The 26,101-nt window shown below is 64.9% G+C and carries 27 protein-coding genes and 2 tRNA genes; 9 read left to right on the top strand and 20 right to left on the bottom strand.

The features are described from left to right. Positions 1-6: 6 nt before the first annotated feature. Positions 7-2,475 (bottom strand): zinc-dependent metalloprotease, encoded by a 2,469-nt coding sequence (locus tag ACMGER_RS11725; RefSeq protein ID WP_436812319.1) that lies wholly within the window; start codon positions 2,473-2,475, stop codon positions 7-9. A gap of 128 nt (positions 2,476-2,603) precedes the next feature. On the opposite strand from ACMGER_RS11725, the gene ACMGER_RS11720 reads away from it, so the two are divergent. The 4 genes from ACMGER_RS11720 (at position 2,604) to ACMGER_RS11705 (ending at position 8,380) form a co-directional block, all read left to right on the top strand. Further along, a complete protein-coding gene (locus ACMGER_RS11720) occupies positions 2,604-3,128 on the top strand; it encodes an Lrp/AsnC family transcriptional regulator (protein ID WP_436812318.1) in 525 nt (174 codons plus the stop codon). Positions 3,129-3,399: 271 nt separating this feature from the next. Continuing rightward, positions 3,400-6,477, top strand: a complete 3,078-nt coding sequence (locus tag ACMGER_RS11715; protein WP_436812317.1) for a TonB-dependent receptor plug domain-containing protein — start codon at positions 3,400-3,402, stop codon at positions 6,475-6,477. A gap of 26 nt (positions 6,478-6,503) precedes the next feature. Further along, entirely contained in the window at positions 6,504-8,078 is a 1,575-nt protein-coding gene (locus ACMGER_RS11710) for an amidohydrolase (RefSeq protein WP_436812316.1), read from the top strand. Between the two features lie 77 nt (positions 8,079-8,155). Then, positions 8,156-8,380, top strand: a complete 225-nt coding sequence (locus ACMGER_RS11705) for a hypothetical protein (protein WP_436812315.1) — start codon at positions 8,156-8,158, stop codon at positions 8,378-8,380. Between the two features lie 62 nt (positions 8,381-8,442). On the opposite strand, the gene ACMGER_RS11700 is transcribed toward ACMGER_RS11705, so the two are convergent. After that, a tRNA-Arg gene (locus ACMGER_RS11700) sits at positions 8,443-8,519 on the bottom strand. Between the two features lie 59 nt (positions 8,520-8,578). Here ACMGER_RS11700 and ACMGER_RS11695 point away from each other — a divergent pair. After that, the gene (locus ACMGER_RS11695; protein WP_436812314.1) at positions 8,579-9,301 is read left to right on the top strand and encodes a queuosine precursor transporter; all 723 of its coding nucleotides are present in this window, start codon (positions 8,579-8,581) and stop codon (positions 9,299-9,301) included. Beyond that, positions 9,298-9,624, top strand: a complete 327-nt coding sequence (locus ACMGER_RS11690) for a hypothetical protein (RefSeq protein ID WP_436812313.1) — start codon at positions 9,298-9,300, stop codon at positions 9,622-9,624. Before ACMGER_RS11695 ends, ACMGER_RS11690 begins: the two co-directional genes overlap by 4 nt. A 5-nt stretch (positions 9,625-9,629) precedes the next feature. Here the strand turns inward: ACMGER_RS11690 and purQ are convergent, their stop codons facing one another. The 8 genes from purQ to ACMGER_RS11650 form a co-directional block, all read right to left on the bottom strand. Then, entirely contained in the window at positions 9,630-10,295 is a 666-nt protein-coding gene (gene purQ, locus ACMGER_RS11685) for a phosphoribosylformylglycinamidine synthase subunit PurQ (RefSeq protein WP_436812312.1), read from the bottom strand. Then, positions 10,292-10,525: a phosphoribosylformylglycinamidine synthase subunit PurS gene (purS, locus tag ACMGER_RS11680; protein ID WP_233786386.1), complete on the bottom strand. Its 234-nt coding sequence runs from the start codon at positions 10,523-10,525 to the stop codon at positions 10,292-10,294. Before purS ends, purQ begins: the two co-directional genes overlap by 4 nt. Before the next feature lie 49 nt (positions 10,526-10,574). Beyond that, positions 10,575-11,903: a surface lipoprotein assembly modifier gene (locus ACMGER_RS11675; RefSeq protein ID WP_436812311.1), complete on the bottom strand. Its 1,329-nt coding sequence runs from the start codon at positions 11,901-11,903 to the stop codon at positions 10,575-10,577. 102 nt (positions 11,904-12,005) lie between these two features. After that, positions 12,006-12,785 (bottom strand): phosphoribosylaminoimidazolesuccinocarboxamide synthase, encoded by a 780-nt coding sequence (gene purC, locus ACMGER_RS11670; RefSeq protein ID WP_436812310.1) that lies wholly within the window; start codon positions 12,783-12,785, stop codon positions 12,006-12,008. A gap of 100 nt (positions 12,786-12,885) precedes the next feature. Further along, positions 12,886-13,779 carry a DUF4349 domain-containing protein gene (locus ACMGER_RS11665; RefSeq protein WP_436812309.1) on the bottom strand — a complete coding sequence of 298 codons (894 nt, stop codon included), beginning with the start codon at positions 13,777-13,779 and terminating at the stop codon, positions 12,886-12,888. A 131-nt stretch (positions 13,780-13,910) separates the two neighbouring features. Continuing rightward, on the bottom strand, positions 13,911-14,354 hold the full coding sequence (locus ACMGER_RS11660) for a DUF2497 domain-containing protein (RefSeq protein ID WP_436812308.1): 444 nt from the start codon (positions 14,352-14,354) through the stop codon (positions 13,911-13,913). 33 nt (positions 14,355-14,387) lie between these two features. After that, on the bottom strand, positions 14,388-15,902 hold the full coding sequence (locus ACMGER_RS11655; protein WP_436812307.1) for a TolC family outer membrane protein: 1,515 nt from the start codon (positions 15,900-15,902) through the stop codon (positions 14,388-14,390). After that, a complete protein-coding gene (locus ACMGER_RS11650; protein WP_436812306.1) occupies positions 15,902-16,564 on the bottom strand; it encodes a protein-L-isoaspartate O-methyltransferase family protein in 663 nt (220 codons plus the stop codon). Before ACMGER_RS11650 ends, ACMGER_RS11655 begins: the two co-directional genes overlap by 1 nt. A 186-nt stretch (positions 16,565-16,750) precedes the next feature. Between ACMGER_RS11650 and ACMGER_RS11645 the strand changes: the two genes are divergently transcribed. After that, positions 16,751-16,824, top strand: a tRNA-Cys gene (locus tag ACMGER_RS11645). Positions 16,825-16,897: 73 nt separating this feature from the next. On the opposite strand, the gene ACMGER_RS11640 is transcribed toward ACMGER_RS11645, so the two are convergent. The 6 genes from ACMGER_RS11640 to ACMGER_RS11615 are packed head-to-tail and all read right to left on the bottom strand — an operon-like array spanning position 16,898 to position 20,334. Further along, positions 16,898-17,098 (bottom strand): hypothetical protein, encoded by a 201-nt coding sequence (locus tag ACMGER_RS11640; RefSeq protein ID WP_436812305.1) that lies wholly within the window; start codon positions 17,096-17,098, stop codon positions 16,898-16,900. After that, positions 17,079-17,288, bottom strand: coding sequence for a hypothetical protein (locus tag ACMGER_RS11635; RefSeq protein WP_436812304.1), 210 nt, complete (start codon positions 17,286-17,288; stop codon positions 17,079-17,081). Before ACMGER_RS11635 ends, ACMGER_RS11640 begins: the two co-directional genes overlap by 20 nt. Further along, on the bottom strand, positions 17,281-18,435 hold the full coding sequence (locus ACMGER_RS11630) for a tyrosine-type recombinase/integrase (RefSeq protein WP_436812303.1): 1,155 nt from the start codon (positions 18,433-18,435) through the stop codon (positions 17,281-17,283). Before ACMGER_RS11630 ends, ACMGER_RS11635 begins: the two co-directional genes overlap by 8 nt. Next, the gene (locus tag ACMGER_RS11625; RefSeq protein ID WP_436812302.1) at positions 18,408-18,596 is read right to left on the bottom strand and encodes a hypothetical protein; all 189 of its coding nucleotides are present in this window, start codon (positions 18,594-18,596) and stop codon (positions 18,408-18,410) included. Before ACMGER_RS11625 ends, ACMGER_RS11630 begins: the two co-directional genes overlap by 28 nt. Then, positions 18,593-20,083 (bottom strand): rep family protein, encoded by a 1,491-nt coding sequence (locus ACMGER_RS11620; protein WP_436812301.1) that lies wholly within the window; start codon positions 20,081-20,083, stop codon positions 18,593-18,595. Before ACMGER_RS11620 ends, ACMGER_RS11625 begins: the two co-directional genes overlap by 4 nt. Then, complete coding sequence (locus ACMGER_RS11615; RefSeq protein ID WP_436812300.1) at positions 20,083-20,334, bottom strand: hypothetical protein; 252 nt, start codon at positions 20,332-20,334, stop codon at positions 20,083-20,085. The genes ACMGER_RS11620 and ACMGER_RS11615 overlap by 1 nt, the downstream gene beginning before the upstream one ends. Before the next feature lie 218 nt (positions 20,335-20,552). On the opposite strand from ACMGER_RS11615, the gene ACMGER_RS11610 reads away from it, so the two are divergent. Together ACMGER_RS11610 and ACMGER_RS11605 are read left to right on the top strand one after the other, a co-directional pair. Then, positions 20,553-21,071, top strand: a complete 519-nt coding sequence (locus ACMGER_RS11610; RefSeq protein ID WP_436812299.1) for a hypothetical protein — start codon at positions 20,553-20,555, stop codon at positions 21,069-21,071. After that, a complete protein-coding gene (locus tag ACMGER_RS11605; RefSeq protein ID WP_436812298.1) occupies positions 21,068-21,259 on the top strand; it encodes a hypothetical protein in 192 nt (63 codons plus the stop codon). The genes ACMGER_RS11610 and ACMGER_RS11605 overlap by 4 nt, the downstream gene beginning before the upstream one ends. Here the strand turns inward: ACMGER_RS11605 and ACMGER_RS11600 are convergent, their stop codons facing one another. The 4 genes from ACMGER_RS11600 to ACMGER_RS11585 all read right to left on the bottom strand — a co-directional run bounded on the left by ACMGER_RS11600 (position 21,260) and on the right by ACMGER_RS11585 (position 25,978). Continuing rightward, positions 21,260-21,754: a very short patch repair endonuclease gene (locus ACMGER_RS11600; protein ID WP_436812297.1), complete on the bottom strand. Its 495-nt coding sequence runs from the start codon at positions 21,752-21,754 to the stop codon at positions 21,260-21,262. It abuts the gene before it with no gap. Then, positions 21,705-22,553 carry a GIY-YIG nuclease family protein gene (locus tag ACMGER_RS11595; RefSeq protein WP_436812296.1) on the bottom strand — a complete coding sequence of 283 codons (849 nt, stop codon included), beginning with the start codon at positions 22,551-22,553 and terminating at the stop codon, positions 21,705-21,707. The genes ACMGER_RS11600 and ACMGER_RS11595 overlap by 50 nt, the downstream gene beginning before the upstream one ends. Then, on the bottom strand, positions 22,553-23,644 hold the full coding sequence (locus tag ACMGER_RS11590) for a DNA cytosine methyltransferase (protein ID WP_436812295.1): 1,092 nt from the start codon (positions 23,642-23,644) through the stop codon (positions 22,553-22,555). Before ACMGER_RS11590 ends, ACMGER_RS11595 begins: the two co-directional genes overlap by 1 nt. 297 nt (positions 23,645-23,941) lie before the next feature. Further along, a complete protein-coding gene (locus ACMGER_RS11585; RefSeq protein WP_436812294.1) occupies positions 23,942-25,978 on the bottom strand; it encodes an ATP-dependent nuclease in 2,037 nt (678 codons plus the stop codon). Between the last annotated feature and the right edge of the window lie 123 nt (positions 25,979-26,101).

Here is a 26,101-nt window from a genome sequence, read left to right as displayed (position 1 = left end):
CGCGGTCTATGGCTTGGATGCGATCAGCGGGAATTCCGAGAACCAGTCCGTCTCCGCTCCGCCAATCGGCATACCCGGCGGAATCTCCGGTACGCGCGGGATCCTGTCGAGCTCGCGCTTCAGCAAGTCCGGGTCGTCGAGCATCGTGCCCATGCCACGTGCCCAGGCTGCAGCGCCATCCGTGCCACGCGCCGCGCGGAAGCGATCGGCGGCCTGCTGCACGCGGTCCGATAAAATCGCTGCCACCTCCGGTGCGGTCTGCGCCTCGCGCGCCGTACGCGCCATCGTCAGCAGCGTGCGATAGGCGATGCGGCGTTGGGTCTCGTCCATGTGCGCCGGCAGGGTGGCGGCGGTGAGCCGGTCGAGCATCGTCTCGAGGCCCGGAAGCTCCGGATCGCGGATGTGCTGGATGTAGAGCCGCGCCAGCCGGTTCGGCGCCAGCAGCGCGTCGAGCGTCACCTGCGCCGCCACGTCGGTCGCGACCAGCGGATCGAAGGCGGCGGAGCCGGCGTTGCGGAACACCTCCCGATCGAATTGCACGTCCGGCCTGCCGTTGATGCCGGACGACAGCATCCCCACCAGCGGGTCCGGCACGTGCAGCTCCGACGCGCCCAGCGTCCGCGTCAGCGCGTCGATCGCGGCATTCTGCGCCGCCGCCGGCACCGGCGAGGCCGGGGGGCGGCCGTCTCCGGCCACCGCGTAGGAGAGGTCGACGCCGCCGACCAGCTTGGCCGCGGCATCGACCTGATAGCGGTGAAGCAGCCACACCGGCACGAACTTGCGTCTGAGATTGGACAGCGGCTCGCCCTGGCGCAGCACATGCGGGCCGAAGCCGGCAATGGCGACGCGCCGCACCTCCATCATCCGCACCAGCTCGGCGGCGGGATCAGGGCCATTGTCCCACATGCTGCCCCACGGGCTCGGCCCATCGACCGAGCGGCCGTCGATATCGGTGACGAAGCGCATCCCCGCCTGCTCGGCGGCGCGGGCCTTGGCATCGGCCGCCTGGTCGGGATCGATGCCGGGCGCCGGGTCGGCGTAGAGCCAGTCGACCGCGAACTTGTCCCAGGTGCCGATGCCGCTGGCATAGGCGTCCGACAGGTCGATGCGGCCGTCCTTGAGCAGGATGTTGGGACCGGGATAATCCATCACCGAGGTGCGCCCCTGCGTGCTGCCGGCGAAATTGTGCATGAAGCCGAGCGCGTGGCCGACCTCGTGCGCGCCGAGCTGGCGGAGGCGCGCGAGCGAGACCTGCACCGGATCGCTGGGGCTGCCGCCGTTGGTTTCGCCGGCGCCGACCAGGCTCTCGAAGATCACCATGTCCTGCCGCACGCGCAGCGAGCCGAGCACGACCGAGCTCTTCACGATCTCGCCGGTGCGCGGGTCGATGATCGCCTGGCCGTAGGACCAGCTGCGCGTCAGCCGGTTGCCCCAGTTGACGACATTGTAGCGCACGTCGAGCGGATCGACCTCGGGCGGCAGCATCCGGACCTGGAAGGCGTCGATCAGCCCCGCCGCGTCGAATGCCTGCGACCACCAGCCGACGCCCTCGGCCAGCGCGGTGCGCACCGGCTCGGGTGCGGCGGTGTCGATGTAGAAGACGATCGGCTTCTTGACGCGCGAGCGCGGCGCGGCGGGATCGACCTTCTCCAGGCGGAAGCGATTGGCGAGCGCATAGACGACATCCTGGCCGAGCGGCGTCCCGAAATCGAAGACCTGCGTGCCGTTGGCGCTCGAGCGGATGTCGAAGCGGCGCGGGCGATAGCCGGGAGCCGGAAGGCGGATCAGCGAGTGGTGGACGACGAGGCTCACCTGGCGGGGATCGGGCGCGATCTCGCTCACCTCCTCGCCCGGCGTGTCCGACTGATAGGTCTGGATCGCCTCCATCTCGATGTTGTCGGGGAAGACCTTGACCGACGCGGGATCGGCCGCGCTCAGCGCCTCGGCCAGCTTGAAGCCCTTGCCGCCGCCTGCCGGGCTGTTGAGCGCCTTGGCGATGCCGACAGCGTCGCGCGTCAGGAAGGAGGCGAGGTCGATGACGACGCTGCCGTCGGGCGCCGTGGAGATGACGTCGGTCATCCACACGGCGCTGGCCGGGAAGCTTTCCCGCGCACCGCGCTGGACCTCGGCGCCGCCGGTGGCGCGGAACCGCGGGTTCTCGAAGAGCACCGCCATCTTCCTGCCGTAGCGGCGGAAGGCCAGCACCTCGGTCGGCCCGTTCATGGCATGATCGAGCCGGATCGGCGCCGAGCCGAGCCCGGTCCGCAATGCGCTCGCGTAAAGGAAGCGGCCGGAGCTTCCGTCCGGGCCGGGCGGCGGCAGCGTGACGAGGATGCGGCCGGTCGCCGCCTCGACCTTGACCGGCAGCAGCGCGGCGTCGCTCCTCTGTGCCGCCGCGGCGGGGGCCAACGGACCCGCCGTCGCCGCGAGAAGCGAAGCGGCTGCCGCCAGCTTGAAGTTCCGTATCGACCCCATGTTCTTCCCCCGTTTCGGCGTGCTGCCGGCTCTTTTCGAAGGGTATCAGCAACGGCGTTGCACTTCCCGTCATTTTGCAACAGTTTTCGGAAACAGGATCACCGATTGCTGCAAGAAGGACGAGGATCATGATCGAATCGATCACGGAGCCGCTGGACGCCACCGATTACCGCATTCTCCAGGAGCTGTCGGCCGACGGGCGCGTATCCGATGTCGCGCTGGGGGAACGCGTCCATCTGTCGAGCACGGCGGCGGCGCGGCGGCGCAAGATCCTGGAGGAACGAGGAGCGATCCGCGGATACAACGCCGATCTCGACCTGGGGCGGCTCGGCCTTCACATCGTCGTGCTGGTCGCGATCGAGCTGAGCTCGCAGGCCGAGCAGGTGCTGAACGAGTTCGAGACGGCGGTGGTGCGCTGTCCCTCGATGTCCTTCTGCAGCTTCGTGTCGGGTGATACCGACTTCATCATGATCGTGCATGTCCGCTCGTTCGAGGATTACGACCGGGTCTATCGCAGCGAATTGTCGACGCTGCCGCACGTCGCGCGCATCCGCAGCAGCTTCGTGATGCGCCAAGTGGCCCAGCGGACCGCGCCGCCGATCCTGTTTCAGGACAGGAGACGGGATTCGTCGTCTAAGAGCGAATCGTCGTAGATATTTTTCAACGTTGCGACAACGATGGCGGAAAAGCGTTCTAATCTGCCTCCCTAGGTTTGAAATCCTGCTCCGTATACCACTTTCCGGGTAATATTTCCTGAGAAGCTGCGTGGCGTTTCCGGTAACTTTGTTTCGAAAACGAGCCGGATCGCTATCGGACTGGAATGCCAGCGAGGCGTGAACAAACGGGCCATGGTTCAGCAGAAGAGGAGGACGACGAGCCAGGGAGGGGGTGCCGAGACGGACAAGGCCAACAAAAGGGGCTGTCATGACGTATCTCGGCAATACCGTTGCACGCTGTTCGAAGACCCGGGCGTTCCGGCGCGCCATCCTCGCCACTGCCGGCACGATGCCATTGTTGCTCGCCGGCACGGCCGCCGCGCAGAGCGCCGACGCACAGGCGGCCGAGGCTCCGCCGACGCAGGAGGTCCTGCCGCAAGGCGGACCGATCCGCTCCTCCAACACGGATACGCAGACGGTGAACGAGGCGGGGGGACGCCCGGTCGATGCGGAAACCGGCGAATCGCTGGCCGACGCGGCCGGGGAGAGCGGCCGGGAAGGCGAGATCGTCGTCACCGGCAGCCGCATCGTCCGCGATGGCTACAATGCGCCGACGCCGGTCAGCGTGATCAGCACCGCCGACATCCAGGCCAATGCCCCCGCCAACCTCGCCGATTTCGTCAACACGCTGCCGGCGATCGCGGGCAGCTCGACTCCGGCCAACAGCTCGGGCTCGCTGTCGAACGGCAATGCCGGCATCAATGCGCTCAACCTGCGCTCGCTCGGCACCAACCGCACGCTGGTGCTGCTCGACGGGCAGCGCTCGGTCGCGAGCAGCGTCAGCGGCACGGTCGACATCAACACCTTTCCGCAGGAGCTGGTCGAGCGGGTCGAGGTGGTGACCGGCGGCGCCTCCTCCGCCTACGGGTCGGACGCGGTCGGCGGCGTCGTCAACTTCATCCTCAACAAGAACTACCAGGGCTTCAAGGCCTCGGCGGAGTCGGGCATCACCACCTACGGCGACACGCCCACCTACAAGTTCACCGCGACCGCCGGGAAACGATTCCTCGACGATCGGCTGCGCGTGATCGTCAGCGGCGAATATTTCAAGCAGGACGGCCAGCACAGCATCGACCGCGACTGGAACAAGAGCCGCACGTTCCTGATCACCAATCCCGCCTATGCACCGGCCAACGGCCAGCCGCAGTATGTCGTCGCGTCGGACGTCGGCCTCAACCAGATGACCCCGGGCGGCCTGATCCGCCAGATCGGCGCGACGGCGGGCGCCTATAGCGGGCCGCTCGAAGGCACCTATTTCGGCCTGGTCGATCCCGCGACCGGCGTCGCCGCGACCGGCATCCTCGACTTCGGGGCGCAGAGCGCGCCCTATATGGTCGGCGGCGACGCGGCCTATACGTTGAGCTCCCACCTCGGCACCAACACGCTGTCGCCCGACGAGGAGCGGATCACCGGCTTCGGTCGCGTCAGCTTCGACGTCACCGACAGCCTCCAGGTCTTCGGCCAGTTCAGCTACAACCGCTACGAAGGCCTGTCCTATTACCAGGCCTCGCGCACGCCGTCGGTGACGATCGCCGCCGACAATGCTTTCCTGCCCGAGGCCATCCGCGCCGCGCTCGCGGCGGGCGGATACAGCTCGCTGGTCATCGGCACCACCAACGCCGGCATCCCGGCGGCGGGCAGCAACAACACGCGCGAGGTGTTCCGCTATGTCGCCGGCGCCAACGGCCGCTTCATGATCGGCGGCGGCGAGTGGAAGTGGGACGCCTATTACCAGAAGGGCGTCATGAAGGCGCAGGAGCTGCTGGTGAACACTTGGAACACCGCCCGGCTCGCGCTCGCCACCGATGCGGTGTTCGCGCCGGCGGGCAATGCCGCGGGCGTTGCCGCCGGCACGGTCGTCTGCCGCTCGACGCTCGCCGATCCGGCCAACGGCTGCGTGCCGATCAACCGCATCGGCGTCGGCGGCATCACCCAGGAAGCGCTCGACTATATCTTCGGCCCCGGCCAGCCCGAGCGGCTCCAGACGATCAAGCAGGACGTGGCGGCGGCCAGCTTCAACGGCACCTTGTTCCGCCTGCCCGCCGGCCCGGTCGCGGTCGCCTTCGGCGGCGAATGGCGGCGCGAGCAGGTCAACGGCTCGGTCGATCCGCTCTACCAGTCGGGCTGGCAGTATGGGAACTATCAGGTCAACCGCGGCTCCTATGACGTGACCGAGGGTTTCGTCGAGCTGGCGGTGCCGGTCTTCGCCGGCTTCGACGTCAACGCGGCGGGCCGCTTCACCCATTACAGCACGTCCGGCGATGTCCAGACCTGGAAGGTCGGCGCGACCTGGCAGCCGATCAAGGACGTCAAGCTGCGCGGCACCGTCAGCCGCGACATCCGCGCGCCCAACCTCAACGAGCTGTTCGCCAGCGGCACGCGCCGCACCAACACCGTGCAGATCCCGCTGCCCGACGGCAGCTTCCGGCCCGACACCTTCCTCGAGAACACCACCGGCAATCTCGACCTTCAGCCGGAGAAGGCCGACAGCTGGAGCGTCGGCGCGGTGCTGACGCCGACCTTCCTGCCCGGCTTCGCGCTCTCGGCGGACTATTTCGACATCTCGATCAAGGACGCGATCGGCGTGATCACCGCCGACAACACCGCGATCCTCTGCTATGTGCAGACCGTCCAGTCGTTCTGCGACAACATCATCGTGGATCCGGCGACCGGCCTCACCCAGCAGATCAACCTCAAGCCGATCAACTTCTCGTCGCAGAAGGCGCGAGGTCTCGACATCGAGACCAGCTATCGCCTGCGGCTGGACGAGATCGCGTCGAGCCTGCCCGGCGACCTCATGCTGCGCGGCCTCGTCACCTACAATATCGAGAACACGACCGACAACGGCATCAACCTGCCGGTCGACAGCGCCGGCGCCAACACCGGCAGCGGCCCGCCGAGCTGGGTCTACAACGTCAGCGCCACCTACAGCGTCGCCGACGTGACCTTCAGCCTGACCGGGCGCGGCGTCAGCGACGGCGTCTACAACAACAATTACATCGAGTGCGCGAGCGCTTGCCCCGCCTCGACGGCGGACAACCGCACGATCAACGACAACCACATCGACGGCGCGCTGTTCGTCGACACCTCGATCACCGTGAAGTTCCCCGCCTGGGCGGGGCAGGGATCGCTGCAGCTCGCGATCCGCAACCTGTTCGACAAGGACCCGGTAATCATCGGCAACGGTCCGAGCCAGGACAACACCACCGCCTATCCGCAGACCAACCGCAACTTCTACGACACGCTGGGCCGCACCTTCCGCGTGGTGGCGCGCATCGCGCTCTGATCTTCAGAATCCAGGGGAAAGAGACAATGAGGACGTTTTCGCTTGCCGCCGCGCTTCTTCTCTCGGGCACGACTCTGTCCGCGCCGGCATTCGCCGATGCGAGCCCGAAGCTCAAGACCGAGGCCGAGGCCGGCGTGGAGGCGCGGGCGAAGCTCGCGCAGGAGATGGTCGATTCCATCTTCAGCTTCGCCGAGCCGGGTTTCCAGGAGTTCAGGACGTCGGAATACGTGACCGACATCCTCGCCAAGAACGGCTTCAGGATCGAGAAGGGCGTGGCCGGCATCCCCACCGCCTGGACCGCGACCTGGGGCGAGGGCGGGCCGCTGATCGCGCTCGGCTCCGACATCGATGCGCTGCTGGGACTGTCGCAGGTGCCGGGCATCCCGACGATCAAGCCGCAGGTCGAAGGCGCGCCGGGCCATGGCGAGGGCCATAATTCGGGTATGCCGCTGGTCGTGGTGGCCGCGCTGGCGGCGAAGGACGTGATGGAGAAGCACGGCATCAAGGGTCGGCTGATGATCTGGCCGGGCGTCGCCGAGGAGCTGCTCGCCACCAAGGCCTTCTACGTCCGCGACGGGCTGTTCAACGGCGTCGACGCGTGCATCTTCACCCATGTCAGCCGCGACTTCAGCACCGCCTGGGGGCCGCTGCCCAGCAACGGCATGGTCTCCGTCGAATATACCTTCAAGGGGAAGACCGCCCATGCCGCCGGCCAGCCCTGGTCCGGCCGCAGCGCGCTCGACGGCGTCGAGCTCATGGACATCGCCTGGAACATGCGGCGCGAGCATCTGCCGCTCACCCAGCGCTCGCATTACGTGATCACCAACGGCGGCGGCCAGCCCAACGTCGTGCCCGGCGAGGCGTCGGTCTGGTATTATTTCCGTGAGCAGAGCTTCAAGTCGATCCGCGAGCTGTTCCAGACGGGCAACGAGATCTCGGAAGCCGCCGCCAAGGCGACGGGCACGACCGTCTCGCATCGCATCCTCGGCTATGCCGCGCCCAACTACGGCAACCGGCCGCTCGCGGAGGCGGCGTTCAGGAACATCGAGCGCGTCGGTATGCCCAAATGGACCGCCGCCGACCAGGCCTTCGCCAAGGCGGTGCAGCAGGCCAACGGCTTCGAGCTCGAGCCGCTCGCGACCGAGGTGACGCCGCTCTCCACCCCCGAGAAGCGCGGCCCGTCGATGGGCGGGGGCTCGGACGATATCGGCGATATCATGTGGACCGTGCCGACCATCACGATCCGCTTCCCGTCGAACGTCCCCAACGCGATCGGCCACAACGTGACCGCGGCGATGGCGATGGCGACCCCGATCGCGCACAAGGGCGTGGTGGTGGGCGCCAAGGCGCTGTCGGCGACCATCCTCGACCTGATGACGACGCCCAAGCTGGTCGCGGACGCCAAGGCCTATTTCAACGACGTCCAGCTCAAGGACCAGAAATATGATCCGGTGCTGACCGCCGAGGACAAGCCGGCGATCCATCTGAATACCGAGATCATGCGGCGGCTGCGGCCGGAGATGGAGAAGACCTACTACGACCCGGCGAAGCACCCGACGTATCTGGATCAGCTCGGCATCGCTTATCCCCAGACCAAGTGATTGTTCGGCCCGCGGCGACCCGCGGGCCGTTCCAGCGCCCTCGCGCGTTCGCTCTCATCTCGCAGCAAGGAAAAACGATGCCTCAGTCCATGGTCACGCTTCCGCCCGATATCGTGAGGCACATGATCGCCAATTGCCCGGGCCGCACCGACGAAGCGCTGCAGCCCAGATTCGGGATCAGCTACAATACGTGGCGGCAGATCGAGCGGGGGGCCGCGCTCCGCCGGTCGCTTGCCGAGCGCCTCGTTCAGCGGATCTCGGCGGAGCGGGAAGGTTCCGAAAGCGACCGGACGAGGAGCTAGGCGCCCGAACCGCTGCGCCGCCAGCCACGCTCGCCAGATGACCGCGGATCGCGTTGATGAACTGGCGCGCCCGGCAGGATTCGAACCTGCGACCACGAGCTTAGAAGGCACGTGCTCTATCCAGCTGAGCTACGGGCGCCTGCCGCGCCGATTAGCGTGGATTGCGCCGCCGCGATACCGTCTTCATAGATGTTTCGCATGAGCGAAGGGGCAGCACCGGCCGCGGTCGACGCGCGCGAGGTTTCGGGCGGGCATTTCCGCTATTTTGATTGGGTGATGGCGGCGTTCGTCGCGATCCTTCTCTTGTCGAACGTGATCGGCGCCGGCAAGGTCGCGAGCCTAGGCGGCTTCATATTCGGTGCCGGTATCCTCTTCTTCCCGATCTCCTATGTGATCGGAGATGTGATGACGGAGGTCTACGGCTACGCCCGCGCGCGGCGGTGCATCTGGGCAGGTTTTGTCGCGGTGGTGTTCATGGCGCTGATGAGCTGGGTGGTGGTCAGCCTGCCGCCTGCGGCCGGCTGGACCGGCCAGGCCGCCTATGAGACCGTGTTCGGGCAGGTGCCCAGGATCGTATTCGCTTCGGTCGTTGCCTTCTGGGTCGGCGAGTTCGTCAACAGCTTCGTGCTTGCCAAGATGAAGCTGCTGACCGGCGGCCGGATGCTGTGGACGCGGACGATCGGCTCGACCGTGTTCGGCCAGGCGGCCGACAGCCTGATCTTCTATCCGCTTGCCTTCCTCGGCGTCTGGCCGAACTCGCAGGTGGTGGCGGTGCTCGTCACCAATTGGGCGCTGAAAGTGGGATGGGAGATCGTCCTCACCCCCGTCACCTATGCGGTGGTCGGCTTCCTCAAGCGCCGCGAGGGCGTCGACGTGTTCGATCGCGGCACCGATTTCACCCCTTTCTCGGCCAGGGTATGAGCGATCTTCAGACGGCCAAGATCTGGCTGATCAGCCACGTCCATCTCGCCAAGGACGCGCTGCACATCTATGTCGGGCTGGCGGTGTTCTTCGCGACGCTGCTGGTGCTGCGCTGGCGGATCGGAAGCTGGAAGCCGCTGATCGCGGTGGCGGTCGTCGCGCTTGCGGGAGAGGTCTGGGACCTGCGCGACAGCGTCGTGTTCCGCACCCGAATGGATGTCTGGGGCAACTGGCACGACATCTGGAACACGCTGTTCTGGCCGGCCGCGATCACGCTGCTGGCCCGCTGGACGAGCGTATTCGGCAAGAAGTTCCGCGGCTAGCGCCGTCAGGCGACCGCTTCGAGCAGCCCCTCGAACAGCCGCCGCCCGTCGGTGCCGCCGTGCGCGGCCTCGATCTTGCGCTCGGGGTGGGGCATCATGCCGAGCACATTGCCCTCGGCATTGAGGATGCCCGCGATCGACCGCGCCGATCCGTTGACGGGTTCGGCGTAACGAAAGGCGACACGCCCTTCGCCCTCGAGGCGGTCGAGCGTCTCGTCGTCGGCGACGTAATTGCCGTCGTGATGCGCCACGGGCACGCTCAGCGTCTCGCCGGAGCGATAGCGGCTGGTGAACAGGCTCTGGCTGTTCTCGACGCTCAGCGCCACGTCGCGGCAGACGAAGTCGAGGCCGGCATTGCGCATCAGCGCGCCGGGCAGCAGTCCCGCCTCGGTCAGCACCTGGAAGCCGTTGCACACGCCCAGCACCGGCACGCCGCGCCCGGCCGCCTCGACCACCGCGCGCATCACCGGCGAGCGCGCCGCCATCGCGCCGCTGCGCAGGTAATCGCCGTAGGAGAAGCCGCCCGGCAGCGCGACCAGGCCGAGACGGTCGGGAAGCTCGGCCTCGCCGTGCCAGACCATGTCCGGCCGCTTGCCCGTCACCTCCTCCAGCGCGACCGCCAGGTCCCGGTCGCAGTTGGAGCCCGGGAAGACGATCACCGCCGTCTTCATGCCGCCTTCTCCACGCGATAATTCTCGATCACCGTGTTGGCGAGCAGCTTGCGGCACATCTCGTCGATCTGGGCGTCCGACGTGCCGTCGGCGACGTCGAGCTCGAACACCTTGCCGGCACGGACCTGATCCACGCCGGAGAAGCCGAGGCCGGCGAGCGCGTGCTCGATCGCCTTGCCCTGCGGGTCGAGCACGCCGTTCTTGAGCGTCACCACGATGCGGAGTTTCATGGCCGCGCCTATGGCGTCTCGGCGCGGCGAGGGCAAGGTGGGAACGGCGTCAGAAATAGCGCGTGAGGGCGAGGCGGAGGCGCAGCCGATCGTTGGCGAAGAAGGGGAGGGTGGAATCGGTCCGCGAATAGCTGAGCTGCGCCGAGGGCGAGAAGCCCATGTAGCCGAACTTGCGAGCGCCGAGCGACAGGCCGCCGCTGAGCCGCCAGTCCCTGCGCGGATGGGGCGAGAAGATCGTCAACGGTGCGTTGTAGCTCGCGTGCGATACAACGCCGTTCAGCACGAAGCTGATCCCCAGCGGCAGCGTGCCGCCAAGGCCGAGCGAGCCGCCGAGCTCGGCATTGGAGTAGATCGGCGTCCGCAGCAGGTCGCGGCGTGCGAACAGGCCGCCGGTAACGACGAGCGACGACGAGACCGAGCGCTCGGCATTGGCGTAAAGTCCCAGCTGCCAGCCGCTGTAGGCGCGGTCGAACAGCGCCGTGGTGCGACGCGCGTCGAACTGGATGCCGAGGCGGGTCTTGTCGGCGACCGCGAGCTGGCCGCCGAGACGGGTACCGAGCTGACGGCTGACGCTCCGTCCGCCGTACCAGCGCTGCGCGCCGACGAGCTGGCCGAACAGGCTGGCGTCGTCCGACAGATTGAGCTGCGGGCCGGCGGCGAGCTGGACCAGATAATCGTCAAACTCACGGCCTCGATAGTTGCTGCCGCTGCCGTTGAGGTCGACCAGCAACGCCGTTCTGCCCGACACCGGCAGGCGCAGGCCGGCGTTGAGGCTCGCGACTTGCCCGGTGCCCGAGCGCGCCCTGATGGTATCGTCGAGCGCAACGGGCAAGGTGATGTCGCCGAGTTGGATGTTGATCCGGTCGGCGGAGGTGGCGCCGTTGATGTTGCTGTCCGGCGCGATGCCGAAGTCCATGTCGAGCCGCCACGGCCGCTGCGACCGGATCACCTCGCGCACGCCGCGGATGATGCGGGCGAGGTCGGGCGGCAGCTCGTCGTCCTGCTGCGCGATCCTGAGCTGGCGGTCGGCGCTCGCGGTCTTGCCGAGCCCGATCAGCGCACGCGCCAGCTCGAGCCGGACGCGGGTCTGGCCGGGATTGTCGGCCAGGATCGCCCTGAACAGCTCGGCCGCGCGCTTGTAGTCGCCTTGTTCGGCAGCGGCGTAGCCGGCGAGGAAGCGGCCTTGCAGCCGCATCTCCGGCGAGCGCGACAGCGCCGCGATCAGCGGCTCCGCATCGGCGAAACGCTTCGCCTGGACGAGCGCTTCGGCCTGGGCGAGGAGCTGCTGCGATGCCGGCGTGCCGAGCGTCTCCTGCGCCGAGGCAGGGAGCGTGGACAGGACCAACGGCATCGCCGCGATCAGGACCGGGCACCGCATGTCCGAACATCTCCCGTCCGCCCGTCGAGGTCGAGCGCAGGAGTAGGTGGACGGCGCTAAGGCCCGTTGAAGATTGCCTCCGGAACGGCGCCGAAGCCGGGCTTACTTGCCGCGGCGCTTGCGGTGCGATTCGAGGTCGAGCACCGCCGAATCGGCGCCTTCGGGCAGCAGGCCGAGCCGGCGGGCGACCTCCTGATAGGCCTCGACCTCGCCGCCGAGGTCGCGGCGGAAGCGATCCTTGTCGAGCTTCTCGTTGGTGACCATGTCCCACAGGCGGCAATTGTCCGGACTGATCTCGTCGGCCAGGATGATGCGGCTGTAGTCGTTGTCCCAGATCCGCCCGAACTCGAGCTTGAAGTCGACCAGGCGGATGCCGATCCCCGCGAACAGGCCGGAGAGGAAGTCGTTCACCCGGATCGCGAGGTCGGCGATGTCGTGGAGCTCGTCCTGGCTCGCCCAGCCGAAGCAGAGGATATGCTCGTCGCTGACCATCGGATCGCCGAGCGCATCGTCCTTCAGGCAATATTCGATGATCGTGCGGGGCAGCTGCGTGCCCTCCTCGATCCCGAGCCGCTTCGACAGCGATCCGGCGGCGACGTTGCGCACCACCACCTCGATCGGCACGATCTCGACCTGGCGGATGAGCTGCTCGCGCATGTTGAGCCGGCGGATGAAATGCGTCGGCACGCCGATGTTGGCGAGCAGTGTGAAGATATGCTCGGAAATGCGATTGTTGAGGACGCCCTTGCCGCTGATCGTGCCCTTCTTCTGCGCGTTGAACGCGGTCGCGTCGTCCTTGAAATACTGGATCAGCGTGCCCGGCTCCGGACCCTCGTACAGGATCTTGGCCTTGCCCTCGTAGATCTGGCGGCGGCGAGCCATCGGCGACGGTCCCCTTGGAAAAAGAGCAGCCCCGGCGGCACGGAACGTGCTCGCGCCGGGGCGGGAAGGGCGCCGCCTATACGGTATGGGGCGCCGTCAATCAATCAGCCGCGGACGCCTCCGGTTCGATCCGTTCGCTCCGCCTCGGCCGCCAGCGCGGAAGCAGCCGGCGCGCGGCGAAGACGATGACGCCGATCAGCAGCGCCCAGGGCGCGAGGATGATCGCGAGCTGGAGGATCGCGCTCAGACCGCCGACGAACAGGCTCGCCGACTGCACCACCGCATCGGCCAGACCGCCGCGCGCCGCGGCGGGCCCCGGCGCGATCGCCTGATACCGGATTTCGACCGTCGACATCGCGACCCGGCCGCGCAGCTCGGCGAGCCAGCCCTTGGCCTGATCGATCTCCTCCTGCGCGGCGGCGACGCTGCGTTCGGCTTCGACCAGCTCGGCGACCTTGCCCTGGCGGGTGCGGAGGACCTCGGTGAGTCGGGCGACGAGCAGTTCGCGTTGCTTCAGCCGGGCCTCGGTGTCGACGATGTCCTTCGAGACGTCCTCGGCGGTGATGGTGCTGGAAACCGCGCGGCCGCCGGCGCCGGTGACCACGCTCGTCAGCTCCGCGCCGAATTTCCGTGCGACGCCGCTGGCGACGCGGAGCTTGAGCTTCGCCGAGGCAGCGTCCTCGTCGCCGCCCGCGCTTTCCATCGAGAGGAGCTGGCAGCGCGTCGGCCCGAGCGCGTCGCACAGCGCGACATGGCGGCCCTGGACCTTGGCGATGGCCCGTTCCGGCAAGCGGAAGACATAGCCGTAGCTGTACGCCATCTGCGGGACGACGACCTTGAGCGGTTCCGGCGCAGTCCCGGCTTCCTTGAGGCGAGGCGCTTCCGTGGGCGCCTCCGCTGTCGCCAGGGCCTCGTCCTGGGAGGGCTGCGCCTTCTGGATGCTGCCGCAGCCGGCGAGCGTCAGGATAGCCGCCGCCGCGAGGATCTTGCGCATCGCCCGGTCTCCCCTGTGATAGATATCATGTCTCACGAGGGGGATTGGGCGTCAACGGTCCGATTCGGTCACGACGCGACCACCCGCGCGCCTGCATCCGCTCCATGCGATCGGCGGCGATGCCGGATAGGCTAGGGCTCGCGTCCCGAGATGCGCGCGATCTCCCGCGCGACCATCGCCTCGACGATCTCGGGCAGGTGGGTGTCGAGCCATTCGCGGAGCATCGGCCGCAGCATCTCGCGCACCAGGCCCTCCAGCGTGTCGCTGCCCGCAACACCGGGCTTCACCACCATGCGCGACAGCGTCTCCAGCGGGCCGCGGCTCGCCTCGGCGACGTCGGGGGAGATGATCGGCTCGGGTCCAGCCGGCGCGGCCTGCTCGTCCTCCGGCGCCTTGGAGACGGAAGCGCGGTCCGACAGCTCCAGCACCTCGTCGCGTTCCACCGCGGGCGGCGGCGCCATCGGGCGTACCGGCCGGGGCTTGCGGGCGGCGGGCGCGGCCTCGCTCTCCTCGATCACCCTTTTGATCGAGGAGAGGATTTCCTCCATCGTCGGCTCCGAGCTGACGTCTCCCATCAGCCGTCTCCTCATCGCAAGAACAACGCGTCGTTAACGCGGTGTAACTGCGGGATTGGCCGGGGTGCTGTCAACGGGGCGCTGCAGCGCGGGGTCGTTGAGCTCGGCGTTTGGGCCGATCACCGGCGTCTGCGCGGGCGTATCAACGGTGCGGGTCGCGATCGGCTGCGGGTCGGGATCATCGTCCCAATCGTTGATGTTGCCCTTGACCCGGTTATAGTTGGCGACCGGATCATAGAGCGGCCCGCCGTCGAGGCCGAGGTCCTTGGCCTCCGCCTGGCCCATCGCCGCGAGCAGCGCGAAGCCGGCGACATAGGCGTCGCGCCGCGCGGTCACCAGCGTCACCTGTGAATTGAGCAGCTCCTGCTCGGCGTTGAGGATGTCGAGGATGGTGCGGGTGCCGACGCTGTTCTCGGCGCGGACGCCCTCCAGCGAGAGCTTGTTGGCCTGGACCGCGATCTCGCTGCTGTGGATCACCTGCTGCGCCGACTGCCAGCTCGCATAGGCGGAGCGCGTCTGGGCGATGACGCCGCGTTCGGTCTCGGTCACCTGCTCGATCGCTTGCGATCGCCGCGCCTGCGCCTGGCGGACCTGCGCGGAGGGGCGGCCGCCCTGGAACAGCGGCAAGGTCATCGACAGGCCGGCGGTGGCGCCGATGCCGTTGCCGGGTGTCCCGCTCGCGCTGGAGAGGGTGCCCAGATAATTGTAATAGGTCCCGCCGACGATCACGTTGACGCGCGGCAGCCGGGCCGTCTTGGCGACGCTGACGTCGTAGCGCGTGGCGTCGCGCGCCTTCGCCGCGGCGAGCAGCAGCGGATTGTTGTCGAGCGCGACGCCGACCGCCCCGTCGGGATTGCTCGGCAGGTTCGGCAGCGCCGGCGGCTCCTCCAGCGCGCCCGGGGGCGTGCCGATGATGCGCACATAACCTTCGCGGCTGGCGATCAGCTGCGCCTCGGCCGAGCGGAGCTGGCCCTCCGCCACCGCGAGCCGCGCCTCCGACTGGGCGACGTCGGTGCGGGTGAGGTCGCCGACCTCGAACCGGTCGCGCGTCGCCTGGAGGTTGACCTGCAGCGCGCGGACGTTCTGCCGGTTGAGCGCGACGATCGCCTCGTCGCGGATCACGTCCATGTAGGCGGCGACCACCGCGGTGAAGAGGTCCGCCTCGGTGCCGCGCAGGCTGGCGCGACCGGCCTCGACGCGGGTGCGGGCGGCGTTCACCGAATTGCGCACCGCGCCGAAGCTGAGGATCGGATAGCTGACGCTCGCGCTGGCGTTGAGCGCCCGCTCCGGCGCCAGGAAATTGTTCTGCGCGTTCTTCATCGTCTCGGTGAAGTCGGCTTGCGACTGCACCGAGGGCAGGCCGTCCGCGCGGGCGATCGGCACATTCTCGTCCTGCGCGCGCAGGTCAGCCCGCGCCGCGCTGAGCGTCGGGTTGGTGTTGTAGGCGCGCACCAGCGCCTCGCGCAGCGTGTCCGCGGACGCGGGCGTCGCGAGCAGGGCTGAGATCGCCACCCCCCCGGCGGCCGTCAGAAGAAAGCGTCGCATCATCATCCCGGAAATTGGAACCCGCGCGGCCGGGCGAAGCCGGGCAGCAGCGCGCAGTCGATGTCGGCGAAATCGGCGAGGCCGTGACCGCCCCCGGTGCGGACGCCGGTCGCGAGGCGCGTCACCCCGCGGTCGACGATCCCGGTGCCGATCCGCCCGCCGGGATGGAGCTGCTCGACCAGCTTCGCCGGCAACACCTCGACCGCGCCGTCGATCAGCAGCACGTCATAGGGCGCGCCGTCCGGATGGCCGGCGGCGAGATCGCCCTCGATGACGGTGACGTTGTCGGTTCCCGCCAGCGCCTCGCGCGCCATACCGGCAAGCACCGAATCGCTTTCGACCGCGACCACCTCCCGCGCGAGCCTCGCCAGCACAGCGGCGGTATAGCCGGCGGTCGCGCCGATCAGCAGCACCTTGTCGCCGGCGCCGATCCCGACCTCGGTCAGCAGCCGCCCGGTGGCGAGCGGCGGGTTCTGCTTGCGGCCGCCGGGCAGCGGCAGCGGCGTGTCGCGATAGGCGAGCGCGTCATGGCCCGGCACGAACTTCTCGCGCGGCACCGCCGCCATCGCCTCGACCACGCGTGCGTCGCTGACTCCACTCGTCCGGAGCTGGCTGGCCACCATCGCGTGGCGCGCGATGTCGGTGTCGGGGAAGGTCGTCGTCATCATCGTCCTCGATGTCGCACAACTGTTTTAGTCATGCAATACAGTTGTTGTCGCGAGGCTGCATATCGTGCTCGCGGAGCCCAGCCAAGCCGGTGTAAGAACTTCCTGCACGAGTGTGGATTCGGCGCTATCCGGTTGACACGCCGCCCCGGGCGCGGGCATTGGCGCCGACCACCACCTGATCGGGGCCCGATGGCGGAGTGGTGACGCAGCGGACTGCAAATCCGTGCACGCCGGTTCGATTCCGGCTCGGGCCTCCACCCCCTACAAAATCGCGCGTAATTTCAGTAACTTACGCCGGTTTTGTGTCTAACCCAGTAATGAGGTTAGACACTAGGCGAAAATTCCAGCGTCGACGGCATCGATGTATTCGAGCACTTCAAGGCCTCGTCCAAGCGCGACCAGCTGCTCCGCAGTGAGGCCGCCGAAGCCTGCGATTGGCTCAGTTCGGTACCAAGTCCATGCGAGCGCCGGCGCTGGGAAATGCGGCGTCAACCGGTCGATGATCTGCATCTCAACCAGCGGATCGTTCATCGGCCCCACTTCTCCTTCGCCAGTAGACTCGACACGGAACGCCCGCCGGGAAGCGGTCGATCAGCTCTTCAGGATACCCATTCTCGCGAAGCCAATCGTCGAGGTGCTGCTCTGGATCGCCATCATAAACTTTGGGGAAACCGTATGCATGACCATCCGGTGGATCGATCATCATCACCCGATCAGCCATCAGTTTCGCCCTTCTTCTGCGAAGTTTGTTGGTTGGCCAGATCCCAATGAGCAAGCCGGGTGAGAGCTGTCCGGGCCAACTTCTTTTGATTTGCCTCGGCAACATAGGTGGAAACCTCGCGATCACCACTCCAGCCCCCCGCCGCTTTCAGCTGCTGCTGAGTCGCATCCACATGTTCGGCTAGCTGCCGTGCTGTCGATTTGCGTACACCGTGGGCCGTGCAGTGCGGAAGACCCGCAGCGACACATTGCTTTTTAAACCACTGACTGAAGCCCTTCTCAGAAAATGGCTTACCCCAGTCGGTGACGAGGATCGTATGCGCTCCGATCGCGCTCATCGCTTGAATCGCTTCTGTGAGCTGTACAGGCTCCGGCACCCAGGTGAACTTCTGGTTCTTCTCGTTCCAGACCTCGATTTGACCATTGCGCCGCTGCGTGGGGCTGAAGGTACGAGCATCGCCTCCCCGCTGCATCGTCCAGCGAAGAATTTCGAGCGCCAAGCGCGCCTTCGTCCCAACGCGGTGATGAGCCCGAAACTGATCGATCTCGCCGTCAGTCCAGGTGTGGAAGCCCGTCGTTTTCGGTGTTGCGGGCGCGTCAGCGAGCTCAACAGGATTGCCGCTGATGCAGGCGTAGCCAACCACGCCGGCTCCCTGCAGTTTCAGCGCGTGTGCGAAGAGACGGCGCAGCAACTTGCGGAACCGTTCGGCGGCGAAGGGCCCGCCGATCTTTCGGCCGCGATCATCCACACCGATGGCCGCTTTCGCAACCAGCATAGCTTCGACGTGATAGAACTTGATCGTGTCCGCCCGCTTTGATCCATGCTCGACACGAAATGCCTCGAGGATCGACCTATTTTTTGCCTGCGTGGTGGCACCGGCGCTATTGAAGTCGGCGCTGGAATAATAGCGAATGATCAGATCCTCGATCGTCCCAGCCACAACACGCTGATTTAAGTTCGCCGGAACATGACCCGCCAGCAGCATCTTGTATTCAGCGCTCGGATGAGCCCGCGTACCGGGATGCGCCTTCATGGTCACATCCGTCTCGCCCTTGCGAAAGCGGTAACGGCGCTTGCCGTGCCGATCGAGATAACTCGAGGTGTATTTCGGCAGCTTCTCTACGCTACCGGCAGCACGACGTCCCATTCGTTCCCCCTGACATCGTTCATAGCGGCCTCACCACCGACATCGATCACGAGATTGCCGAACCTGTCCACCGTCACACGCACACGTTCGAAGCCAGCCTTCTTTGCACCCTTGAAGGCACGTACGATATCGGACTCTTTGAAGTGAGCGGGCGCGGTCATTTCGAGTGCTCCCTGCGCACTGCAGAAGCTGGAGCAGTCCATTTGTAATCCTTCGGCCCCTCGCTCCGGCCGTCACCCTCAAACTTGAGCACTTCGAATGCTCCGCTGCGCATGGCGCCGCGCCGCGCGTCGTGATGAACAGCAGAATATCGAGGGTAACCCTCAACATGATCGGTCAGCCGTTCAAGCTGCCAACCGTCCAACTTCGCAATCTGGAGGATCGATTTATCCTGGCCAGCGCGATCGAGAAGATCGGCAAGGTAATGGCGCCCCAGCGCTGCAATGCTGTGCAGTTCGAATTCCACGGATACGCTGATCGGATCCTTCTTCTCGAGCTCGGCTCTCGACTGTTCGCCGGTCATGGGGAGTTCGCCCTCGGCAATCTGCTCGTCCGAGAGTTCCTCGCCGATATCAAAGCGCTCGCGAAGGCCTTCGACATAGCCATCCTTCGTTTCGCGGCCCGGGGTCCAATACATACGACGCTTCCGCCAGGTGCCGCGAGCGTAATCGCGGACGAGCTCGCGATCCCTCTCTTTGCCTTCGACAGCGGACTCGAGGATTTCCCAGAATGTGCGCGAAGAGTGACGGCCCTTCTTCACCGTCGTTTTTGTCATCTCGGCATCGGCGGCCCAGCGACTCTTGCCAGAAGCTTCGAGCTGTGCGGCTCGATCCGGGCACTTCGCTAGGTAATCGTTCGATGACCAAACGTGCGAAACGTCGATACCATGCGCGCGGGTAGGAGCACGATCCTCGCCGAACACACTCACAGCGGCCGCTTCCCACTGCGGAAAGACCTTGTCCGCGACCAGCTGCTCGAGCTCTTTCGTTTCCATTTTATCAATGCCGATCGTGGCTTCAATCGGGTCGAGGATCCAGATTTCATGCACGTGAGGATGCCAGCCGTTGCGCCCGTGCGTCACTTCGGTAGAGCGGACAAGCCCGACAAAACCGAGCGTTTTCCGGAAGCGCTGATAACCACCGCGCTGACGCATTTTACGAAGCGCGTCAGCCAGGCCGTCCATGCTCTCGCGGCAGGTATCAGCGATCTTATGCGGGAAGGTGTGGGTTAGCATCACGACCACCATGCCGCGTGCCCGAGCGGTCTCGATCAAGCGCTTAACTTCGTCGCCGCGCACCTTCTCGATTTTCTGCGCGCATTCGCCGCAGAGCCACACGGACCCGCAGCGCATGATGCCCGCCCAGGTTGTCGAGCCCGACTGGCGCTGCAATGCAGTAATGGAGGTCGCGTTCCGATGCGCACTTTGGCAGCATGCGGTCACTGGATACCAGCTGCCCGCCTCGTCACCGGCTTCAAAACGCTCTTCTTCTGTCCGAGGCGCATGACCCTTGAGCAGTTTCGCCGCTGCGCGGCGGAGGACAGAGGGACGTCGACTGGCAACACTGTTACTTCTATCTACCAAGGCGGAGCCTTCGGCTCCGCTGATGGTGGACTCGAGCACTGCCGTGAAACCAGCGCGGGCGCTCATCACAAACGTCCACGCAGCGCGGACACCATCAGAAAGGCACCGACGGTTATAAGCTGAACGGCGCAGACGACGTTCACAACCGCCGTCGCAGCAAACACGGCCTCGCCGAAGTCGACCTGGAACGAAACGTACAGGCCGACGATGATGCCGACGATGATGCCGGCGGCTCCAACATTCACGAACGTCGCAAGTCGGAACTCAGAACTACTAGCGAGGGGAGCTAGATGCTCCAGAAATCGATTGAACGACATGGACTATCCCCTTGGCAGGGGCAGCCTGGCAACCTTGTCTCGTGGACGAGCTCGCTATAGAAAGTGGCCGCTAAGCGATGAGCGCGAGCTGATCTGAGAGACGGGCGGCCGACCAGCTGCCCGTCTTTTTAGTTGCTGCGGAGCGAGGCCAAGGCCGCGCTTTTCGAGGCGCGAGAGCCCAAGCATTCCCCAAAATCGTCGAGGACCACGGCGCCCGAATGAGTGGGGCTGATGCCGGTGACGATTACGGACTTCGCACCCCTTACGTAGTACAGGCACACAACGTCGCGGTGCTGCGCAAACGGCTCGATAACGTCGGAAAAGCGCAATTTGGCGGACATCTCTTCCCCCTTTATCTCATATGCGATATAAAAATATCACGTATGAGAAAAGAGGCAATAGGTCATATGAGAAATAATCCGCCTTGCGACTCGAAAGTCATATGCGCTACGCCCCTACGCGTGGGCAGGAAAAAGCGTTGGGCTGAAGACATGCAGGCGAGATTCGCCGAAGGTACCTTCGAGCGCATCGCAGCCGTGCTGAGCGAGGGCGAGGACCGGACGGACTTCGTCCGCGTGGCCGTGGAAAATGAGATCACCAAGCGAGAGCGGCCCAAGCGCCGCATCCAACATTTCGGTGATCCGAAACAGCTCCCGTTGAAGCCGACGCCTTCCGTCGAGGTTGAAGTTTTGCCCGTCAGATCGAAGCAAGACTCTGAGAAGCGGAAGTCGAAATGATGTGGGTCAGCGCTTCAAATTCAATTATCGCAATGAGGATTATCGCCGGCGCTACGGTACTGATCGCGCTGGCGAGTCTTGGCGCGGCAGCAGCGATGCATCGCCAGGCTCACGTAGCTCGAGCCAGCGCCGTTGCTACTGCTGAGTTACAAAAGCAGCAGATGGAGGAAGTTTTCGCCGGTCTGTGATCAGCTGCCGACGGTTCCGTTCAGGCCCAGACGAGCTCGAACTAGGCGCTTCACCTCCGATACAATCTCGCTCATTCGAGCCGGATCGCGAGTCTCGCACTCCCATATGGTCAGCACGTTCCACCCGGCAGAACGAAGCTGTTCTTCATGGCGGTGATCGCGCTCAACGTTGCCGGCGAGCTTCGCTTCCCAGAAGTCCAATCGGGACTTTGGCATTCGCGCATGCCCGCAGCCAGGATGGCGGTGCCAGAAGCATCCATGAACGAAGATCGCCAAGCGGGCCGATCGAAACACGATGTCGGGCCGACCGGCCAGTTCACGCGCTTGGAGCCGGTATCGAAGTCCAGCCGAATACAGAGCGAGCCTAACGCGCATTTCCGGCTTCGTGTCTTTGCCTCGGACCCGAGACATGACCTCCGAGCGGGTGAGCGGCTCGCGACGGCCCCTATTTTTCGAAGGCCTCGATGGCGAATTCGTATTCGGTCGGCTCGGCATACAAAATCACCCGATCGGGGAAGACCGTAACACGCCAACCGGCGGGTAGGACCGCAAGAATCTTCTTCAAAATCGCACGAAGGCTGTCGCCTTCATTTACCGTTACCGGCGCTGCGTCCCGCTGATCAGCATGACCAGTCCGATAGTGAGCCGACGTCCTCTTCTTCCCCGGAGCGGGCGCAACGGCATCCGTTTGATAGCGAAAGGTATAGGGCAGCCCGTCTTTCAATGCGATGAGCAGCTCAAGCGGCGCGTAATTGCCTGGCGTCACGCCAAGCGGCCGATCGATATCCACCGGCCGCTGTTTGTCGAAATCCGCTGGCTCCTGGGTTTCGCGGCGGTGCCCCGGGTCGTTCGATCCGAAACCAGTGTCATTCCAGCGAAGCGCTGTGGCGTCGGCCTTGCGAAGGGCGCCGATCAGGATCGCTTCCACATCGAAGTTGCTGAAAACGAGGATCCGGATCGCTTTGAAACCGATGGTCGCCGGATCAAGGTTGTGGCGATGCTGGATCGTGCCGGCGTGTCGCGTCAGACGATCGCGAAAGCCATGCCGAGTATCGGTCTTGCCAGCGTATACCGGGTGCCCGTTCTCGAACAACACATAGGCGCCCTTGGCTCCCGGTGGGATCGCCATCACCGCTTCTTCAGTTAGCGGCGCGATCGCCATCTGATCGAGCACGCCAGGCAAATCGGTACGCAGCACGCGCTCGATGTCGATTTCATATTCAACGTAGCCCCTAGGAGCGACGTCGATGATGTTGGCAGCCGCAGTGTGCGACTCGTGAGCTTCCCCCGGCATTAAGCCGCTATAGAAACTCTCCCCCCATCCGTCGACAGAATGGCTGCCATCCACCCGCCAACGGCTTGGGAAAGCTGCACCGGAACGGCGTTGCCGAGCTGCCGCATGCTTTCGGTCCAGCTCCTCGGAAATGTGTAATCGTCCGGCAGGCCCTGCAGACGAGCGGCTTCGCGGATCGTGAAGTAGCGAACGCTGCCGTCTGACATCACCATCATGTTTTCGCCCCCAGGGACGCCATGATCGCCAGCCTTCAGCGCTTTTGCCGGCTGATCCAGCGGACTCCCCGTGTGTCCCTTGTAGACGCGCGCACCGGGCTGGAAGACGTGGTTCTTCTTGCCATTGGGCTCGCCAAGCCCCTTCAGCGCGTCACGAACCGTGACCCACCTCTTGCCGGTCGGCTCGACGTCGAGCTTCCGCAGCCGACGCACAGCCCCGGCGTCGATCGCATCGTAGGAGTCGAGGCTGCGCTCGAGACCATGCTCGCGCCAATAGTCCCCAGTGACGAACTGCTCCCAGAGGAGACGATCGCGCGAATGCGTCTGCTCGAGCGCGGGCAGCTCGGACGCAATGTCGGATCGAACGCCAGCGATTACGACACGATGACGCTTCTGCGGAGCGCCAAAATCGGCCGCGTTCACTTGGAAAACGCGAACAACATAGCGAGCGCCACCCGGGCGACGGAGACGTTGAACGATGGAATCGAGATAGGGCTGAAACTTGGGGCGAGCCAAGCCGCGAACGTTCTCGAACAGGAATCCCGAAGGTTGAATCTCCCGCACGGCGCGGATCGCCTGCGGCCACATGTCACGGTGATCGTCGTCGCCCTTGTGCTTGCCGCCGATGCTGAATGGTTGACAGGGAGGGCCGCCGGCAACGAGCTCGGCGCCAGCGTACCGCTTCCAATCGATCTCGCGCACATCGCTGCGGACGATCGGCCAGTGCTCGATATGCTTGATGCCGAGCGACTTGTTGTGAAGCACAGTCTCAACCGCGTCCTCGTCCCACTCGACGAGGAGGTCATGGTCAAAACCCGAGCAGGAGAGGCCGAGCCCAAGGCCGCCGCAACCCGTGAACAATTCGACGCTTCGCACGATCCCTCCCTTTCGATCGAACCAAGGCGACGATCCGATAATCGCAACGCGTCGATTACACGGCCCGCACATTCCTTCAAGGGTTTGCGATCGGCGTCGCGAATCGACGACATGCATTATGCCTTATGTTCCCATCTTGTTCCAGGTCAATTGATCGCATCTGAAGGTGATTTCGTGCGAGTTGCAGATCTGCAACGGCACTCTAACGTGAATGGAAAACCGTCGTTTTAACGTTTGGATTCAGAAAGATACCTGTGGGTGGGCAGGGTGCCCACGAGCCCGTTGCAGACCTGCAACTCACGCGGCCGGTATCGGAGCTTGCGCGTGGGGAAGGTCAGCGATTTCCTCATCACGGAAGAAGCGCCACATTGCACGGACAAGATTCTTGAGCGTTTCGCTCTCGTGCCCCTGCTCCTTGGCACGCAACAGCGTTTCATACATCACGTCGGGAATTTTCTGGCTGTCTTTACTTGGATGGACTCCGAAGGGTTCGCAGGCGGCAGCAAGACACGCGGTATGAATAGCCGGCGTAAGATCTTCCTTAAGCCTGAGCTCCAGCGTTTTCTCAAAATGAGCATAGCAATCGGCGATAAGGTCGGCTGCGGGCGCGGCGTCGAAATGCTGATCTGGTTTAGCAAGCTTACTAAGGGCGAGATCAGTCGCCGGCGATCGCTTCTCTTCCGCCAGTTGCTGATCACAATCCCAGACCATAAACGTTGGAATGCCCAGCTCGCGATAGATCACGTAAGGACGATCAAGGTTCGCTTTTCCTTCGGCCGATAGGATCGCGATCCCGGCCGCCTCGAAGCTCACGCCCATCATTCGTGCTGTCGCAGTTATTGCGGCTTTGTCGCTCCGGCCCTCAACCAGGATCACGCCGCTAGCAAAGAAACCTTCGGAAAGTTCAGCGCCGAGGATGTGCAGCCGCGGAATGAGCGTCTGTGCGGTGTACTGGTCCGGCGGCTTGTCCCACCCAGTTCTCAGCTTCTGAGCAACGCTCGAGAGGTCGAGCGCCTGCACGGTGCACTGCTTGAACTCGCTATCTGCGCAAGCAGAACGCCGCGTCAGCCTGATCTCATCGGCTTTGCCCATCGAAATAAACATTGGTGAGTGCGAGCCGAAGATAATCTGCGTATGACCTTGGACGCCGGGGAGTGTGCCACCGCTCAGGCCCCTCAACACCTCGGCAAAGTGCCGCTGTTTGGTGGGATGCTGGTAAAGCTCGGGTTCTTCAATCGCCAGGATCAGGGTCGGGGCCTGCGCCGCAACTGGGGCGGCAACTGGCGGAACATCGCCGTTTTCAGCGCCCCCCTCACCCGTTAGCTGGTCATTTTCCGGGACCGCCGTTCGCGCGAGATGTTGGAGAAGCGTGAAGATAAACGCGCGCTGGAGGCCATGACCTTGCCTGTCCACCGGACCGCCGAAACCATCATCCTTGAGAAACACGTCCGCCATCGGCAGCGGAACCGGCATCTCGCCGATTTCGCGCCAGTTCAACGAAACTTCGGCATCTTGGTATAGACTACGCAGATCGGCCGTGAGCGTCCCAGCAAGCGCGCCGAGTTCGGGCATGTTTTCGGCGGAAACCAGCGCCTGATAGGCCTCGGTCATCTGCGCCTTGAATGCCTGAACATCAGGCCGTTGGAGAATCTGACTGCGCACCAATAGTTCGAGCAGCTTGCCGATAACGCTCGTTTTGCCGTCCGCTGCATCCGCCGAGGCTTCTCGTACCGCAGGGATGAATACAAAGCTGGTGTGCCGCTGGAGCTTGCCGCGACTGTTATTTTGGAAACCGAAAAACTGACCATCGTCGGGGAGCAATACCAGTTGATCGGGATGATTTGCTTCCCAATCCAACAACGCTTGATCCACGGCCGCTTGGCTAGCGGCAGCCGGGAGTCCGGCATATGCAGGATTGTTCTCGCGCAGAGCGTTGTAAGCTGCGCGCTTCGGCGTTGCAGTGGTATGCGTGCGAATCGCGACGAAGTCGGGAATTTGTGGAACGACGCCATGATAGCGGCCGCTTGAAGAGCTTCCATCGAAAATGCGGGTAACGACCAGCTTCCCATCTCGCACTCGATCCTCGAACGCTGCGGCTTCCTGTTCACTGAGCTGATGAAATGTCAGCTCGATTTCGATTGGTTGTCCTTGATCACGCCCGAAGAAGTCATCGATGTCACAACTCTTTGAGGTGGAGTAGAACTTCTCGATGGCTTTCAGGATCGACGATTTGCCTGCGCCGTTGCCGCCGATGAGCGCGGTATGTGCACCGAACGTAACTTCGACATCACGAAGTGACCGGAAATTCTTGATGCGCGCGCGTTCAAGTTGCATCGCTATCCTCCCCCAAGAACATCACTTGTCAATTTCGAGCGACGCGATGGCAAGCGGAATTCGATGAAGCCCGCGCTAAACGGTCACGCAGCATAGCGTTGCAGCCCAGCTCCGCGCCCCGCC

The sequence above is a fragment of the Sphingomonas astragali genome, assembly GCF_051400615.1.
Classification (GTDB): domain Bacteria; phylum Pseudomonadota; class Alphaproteobacteria; order Sphingomonadales; family Sphingomonadaceae; genus Sphingomonas.
The sequence above is the reverse complement of the archived record's forward strand: the minus strand, read 5'-3'. Positions and strand labels throughout refer to the sequence as shown.

Excerpts from the sequence above, each read along its gene's own strand:
- ACMGER_RS11725 (WP_436812319.1), bottom strand. The coding sequence starts at position 2,475 with ATGGGGTCGATACGGAACTTCAAGCTGGCGGCAGCCGCTTCGCTTCTC.
- ACMGER_RS11720 (WP_436812318.1), top strand. The coding sequence starts at position 2,604 with ATGATCGAATCGATCACGGAGCCGCTGGACGCCACCGATTACCGCATT.
- ACMGER_RS11715 (WP_436812317.1), top strand. The coding sequence starts at position 3,400 with ATGACGTATCTCGGCAATACCGTTGCACGCTGTTCGAAGACCCGGGCG.
- ACMGER_RS11710 (WP_436812316.1), top strand. The coding sequence starts at position 6,504 with ATGAGGACGTTTTCGCTTGCCGCCGCGCTTCTTCTCTCGGGCACGACT.
- ACMGER_RS11705 (WP_436812315.1), top strand. The coding sequence starts at position 8,156 with ATGCCTCAGTCCATGGTCACGCTTCCGCCCGATATCGTGAGGCACATG.
- ACMGER_RS11695 (WP_436812314.1), top strand. The coding sequence starts at position 8,579 with ATGAGCGAAGGGGCAGCACCGGCCGCGGTCGACGCGCGCGAGGTTTCG.
- ACMGER_RS11690 (WP_436812313.1), top strand. The coding sequence starts at position 9,298 with ATGAGCGATCTTCAGACGGCCAAGATCTGGCTGATCAGCCACGTCCAT.
- purQ (WP_436812312.1), bottom strand. The coding sequence starts at position 10,295 with ATGAAGACGGCGGTGATCGTCTTCCCGGGCTCCAACTGCGACCGGGAC.
- purS (WP_233786386.1), bottom strand. The coding sequence starts at position 10,525 with ATGAAACTCCGCATCGTGGTGACGCTCAAGAACGGCGTGCTCGACCCG.
- ACMGER_RS11675 (WP_436812311.1), bottom strand. The coding sequence starts at position 11,903 with ATGCGGTGCCCGGTCCTGATCGCGGCGATGCCGTTGGTCCTGTCCACG.
- purC (WP_436812310.1), bottom strand. The coding sequence starts at position 12,785 with ATGGCTCGCCGCCGCCAGATCTACGAGGGCAAGGCCAAGATCCTGTAC.
- ACMGER_RS11665 (WP_436812309.1), bottom strand. The coding sequence starts at position 13,779 with ATGCGCAAGATCCTCGCGGCGGCGGCTATCCTGACGCTCGCCGGCTGC.
- ACMGER_RS11660 (WP_436812308.1), bottom strand. The coding sequence starts at position 14,354 with ATGGGAGACGTCAGCTCGGAGCCGACGATGGAGGAAATCCTCTCCTCG.
- ACMGER_RS11655 (WP_436812307.1), bottom strand. The coding sequence starts at position 15,902 with ATGATGCGACGCTTTCTTCTGACGGCCGCCGGGGGGGTGGCGATCTCA.
- ACMGER_RS11650 (WP_436812306.1), bottom strand. The coding sequence starts at position 16,564 with ATGACGACGACCTTCCCCGACACCGACATCGCGCGCCACGCGATGGTG.
- ACMGER_RS11640 (WP_436812305.1), bottom strand. The coding sequence starts at position 17,098 with ATGAACGATCCGCTGGTTGAGATGCAGATCATCGACCGGTTGACGCCG.
- ACMGER_RS11635 (WP_436812304.1), bottom strand. The coding sequence starts at position 17,288 with ATGGCTGATCGGGTGATGATGATCGATCCACCGGATGGTCATGCATAC.
- ACMGER_RS11630 (WP_436812303.1), bottom strand. The coding sequence starts at position 18,435 with ATGGGACGTCGTGCTGCCGGTAGCGTAGAGAAGCTGCCGAAATACACC.
- ACMGER_RS11625 (WP_436812302.1), bottom strand. The coding sequence starts at position 18,596 with ATGACCGCGCCCGCTCACTTCAAAGAGTCCGATATCGTACGTGCCTTC.
- ACMGER_RS11620 (WP_436812301.1), bottom strand. The coding sequence starts at position 20,083 with ATGAGCGCCCGCGCTGGTTTCACGGCAGTGCTCGAGTCCACCATCAGC.
- ACMGER_RS11615 (WP_436812300.1), bottom strand. The coding sequence starts at position 20,334 with ATGTCGTTCAATCGATTTCTGGAGCATCTAGCTCCCCTCGCTAGTAGT.
- ACMGER_RS11610 (WP_436812299.1), top strand. The coding sequence starts at position 20,553 with ATGAGTGGGGCTGATGCCGGTGACGATTACGGACTTCGCACCCCTTAC.
- ACMGER_RS11605 (WP_436812298.1), top strand. The coding sequence starts at position 21,068 with ATGATGTGGGTCAGCGCTTCAAATTCAATTATCGCAATGAGGATTATC.
- ACMGER_RS11600 (WP_436812297.1), bottom strand. The coding sequence starts at position 21,754 with ATGCCGAGCCGACCGAATACGAATTCGCCATCGAGGCCTTCGAAAAAT.
- ACMGER_RS11595 (WP_436812296.1), bottom strand. The coding sequence starts at position 22,553 with ATGCCGGGGGAAGCTCACGAGTCGCACACTGCGGCTGCCAACATCATC.
- ACMGER_RS11585 (WP_436812294.1), bottom strand. The coding sequence starts at position 25,978 with ATGCAACTTGAACGCGCGCGCATCAAGAATTTCCGGTCACTTCGTGAT.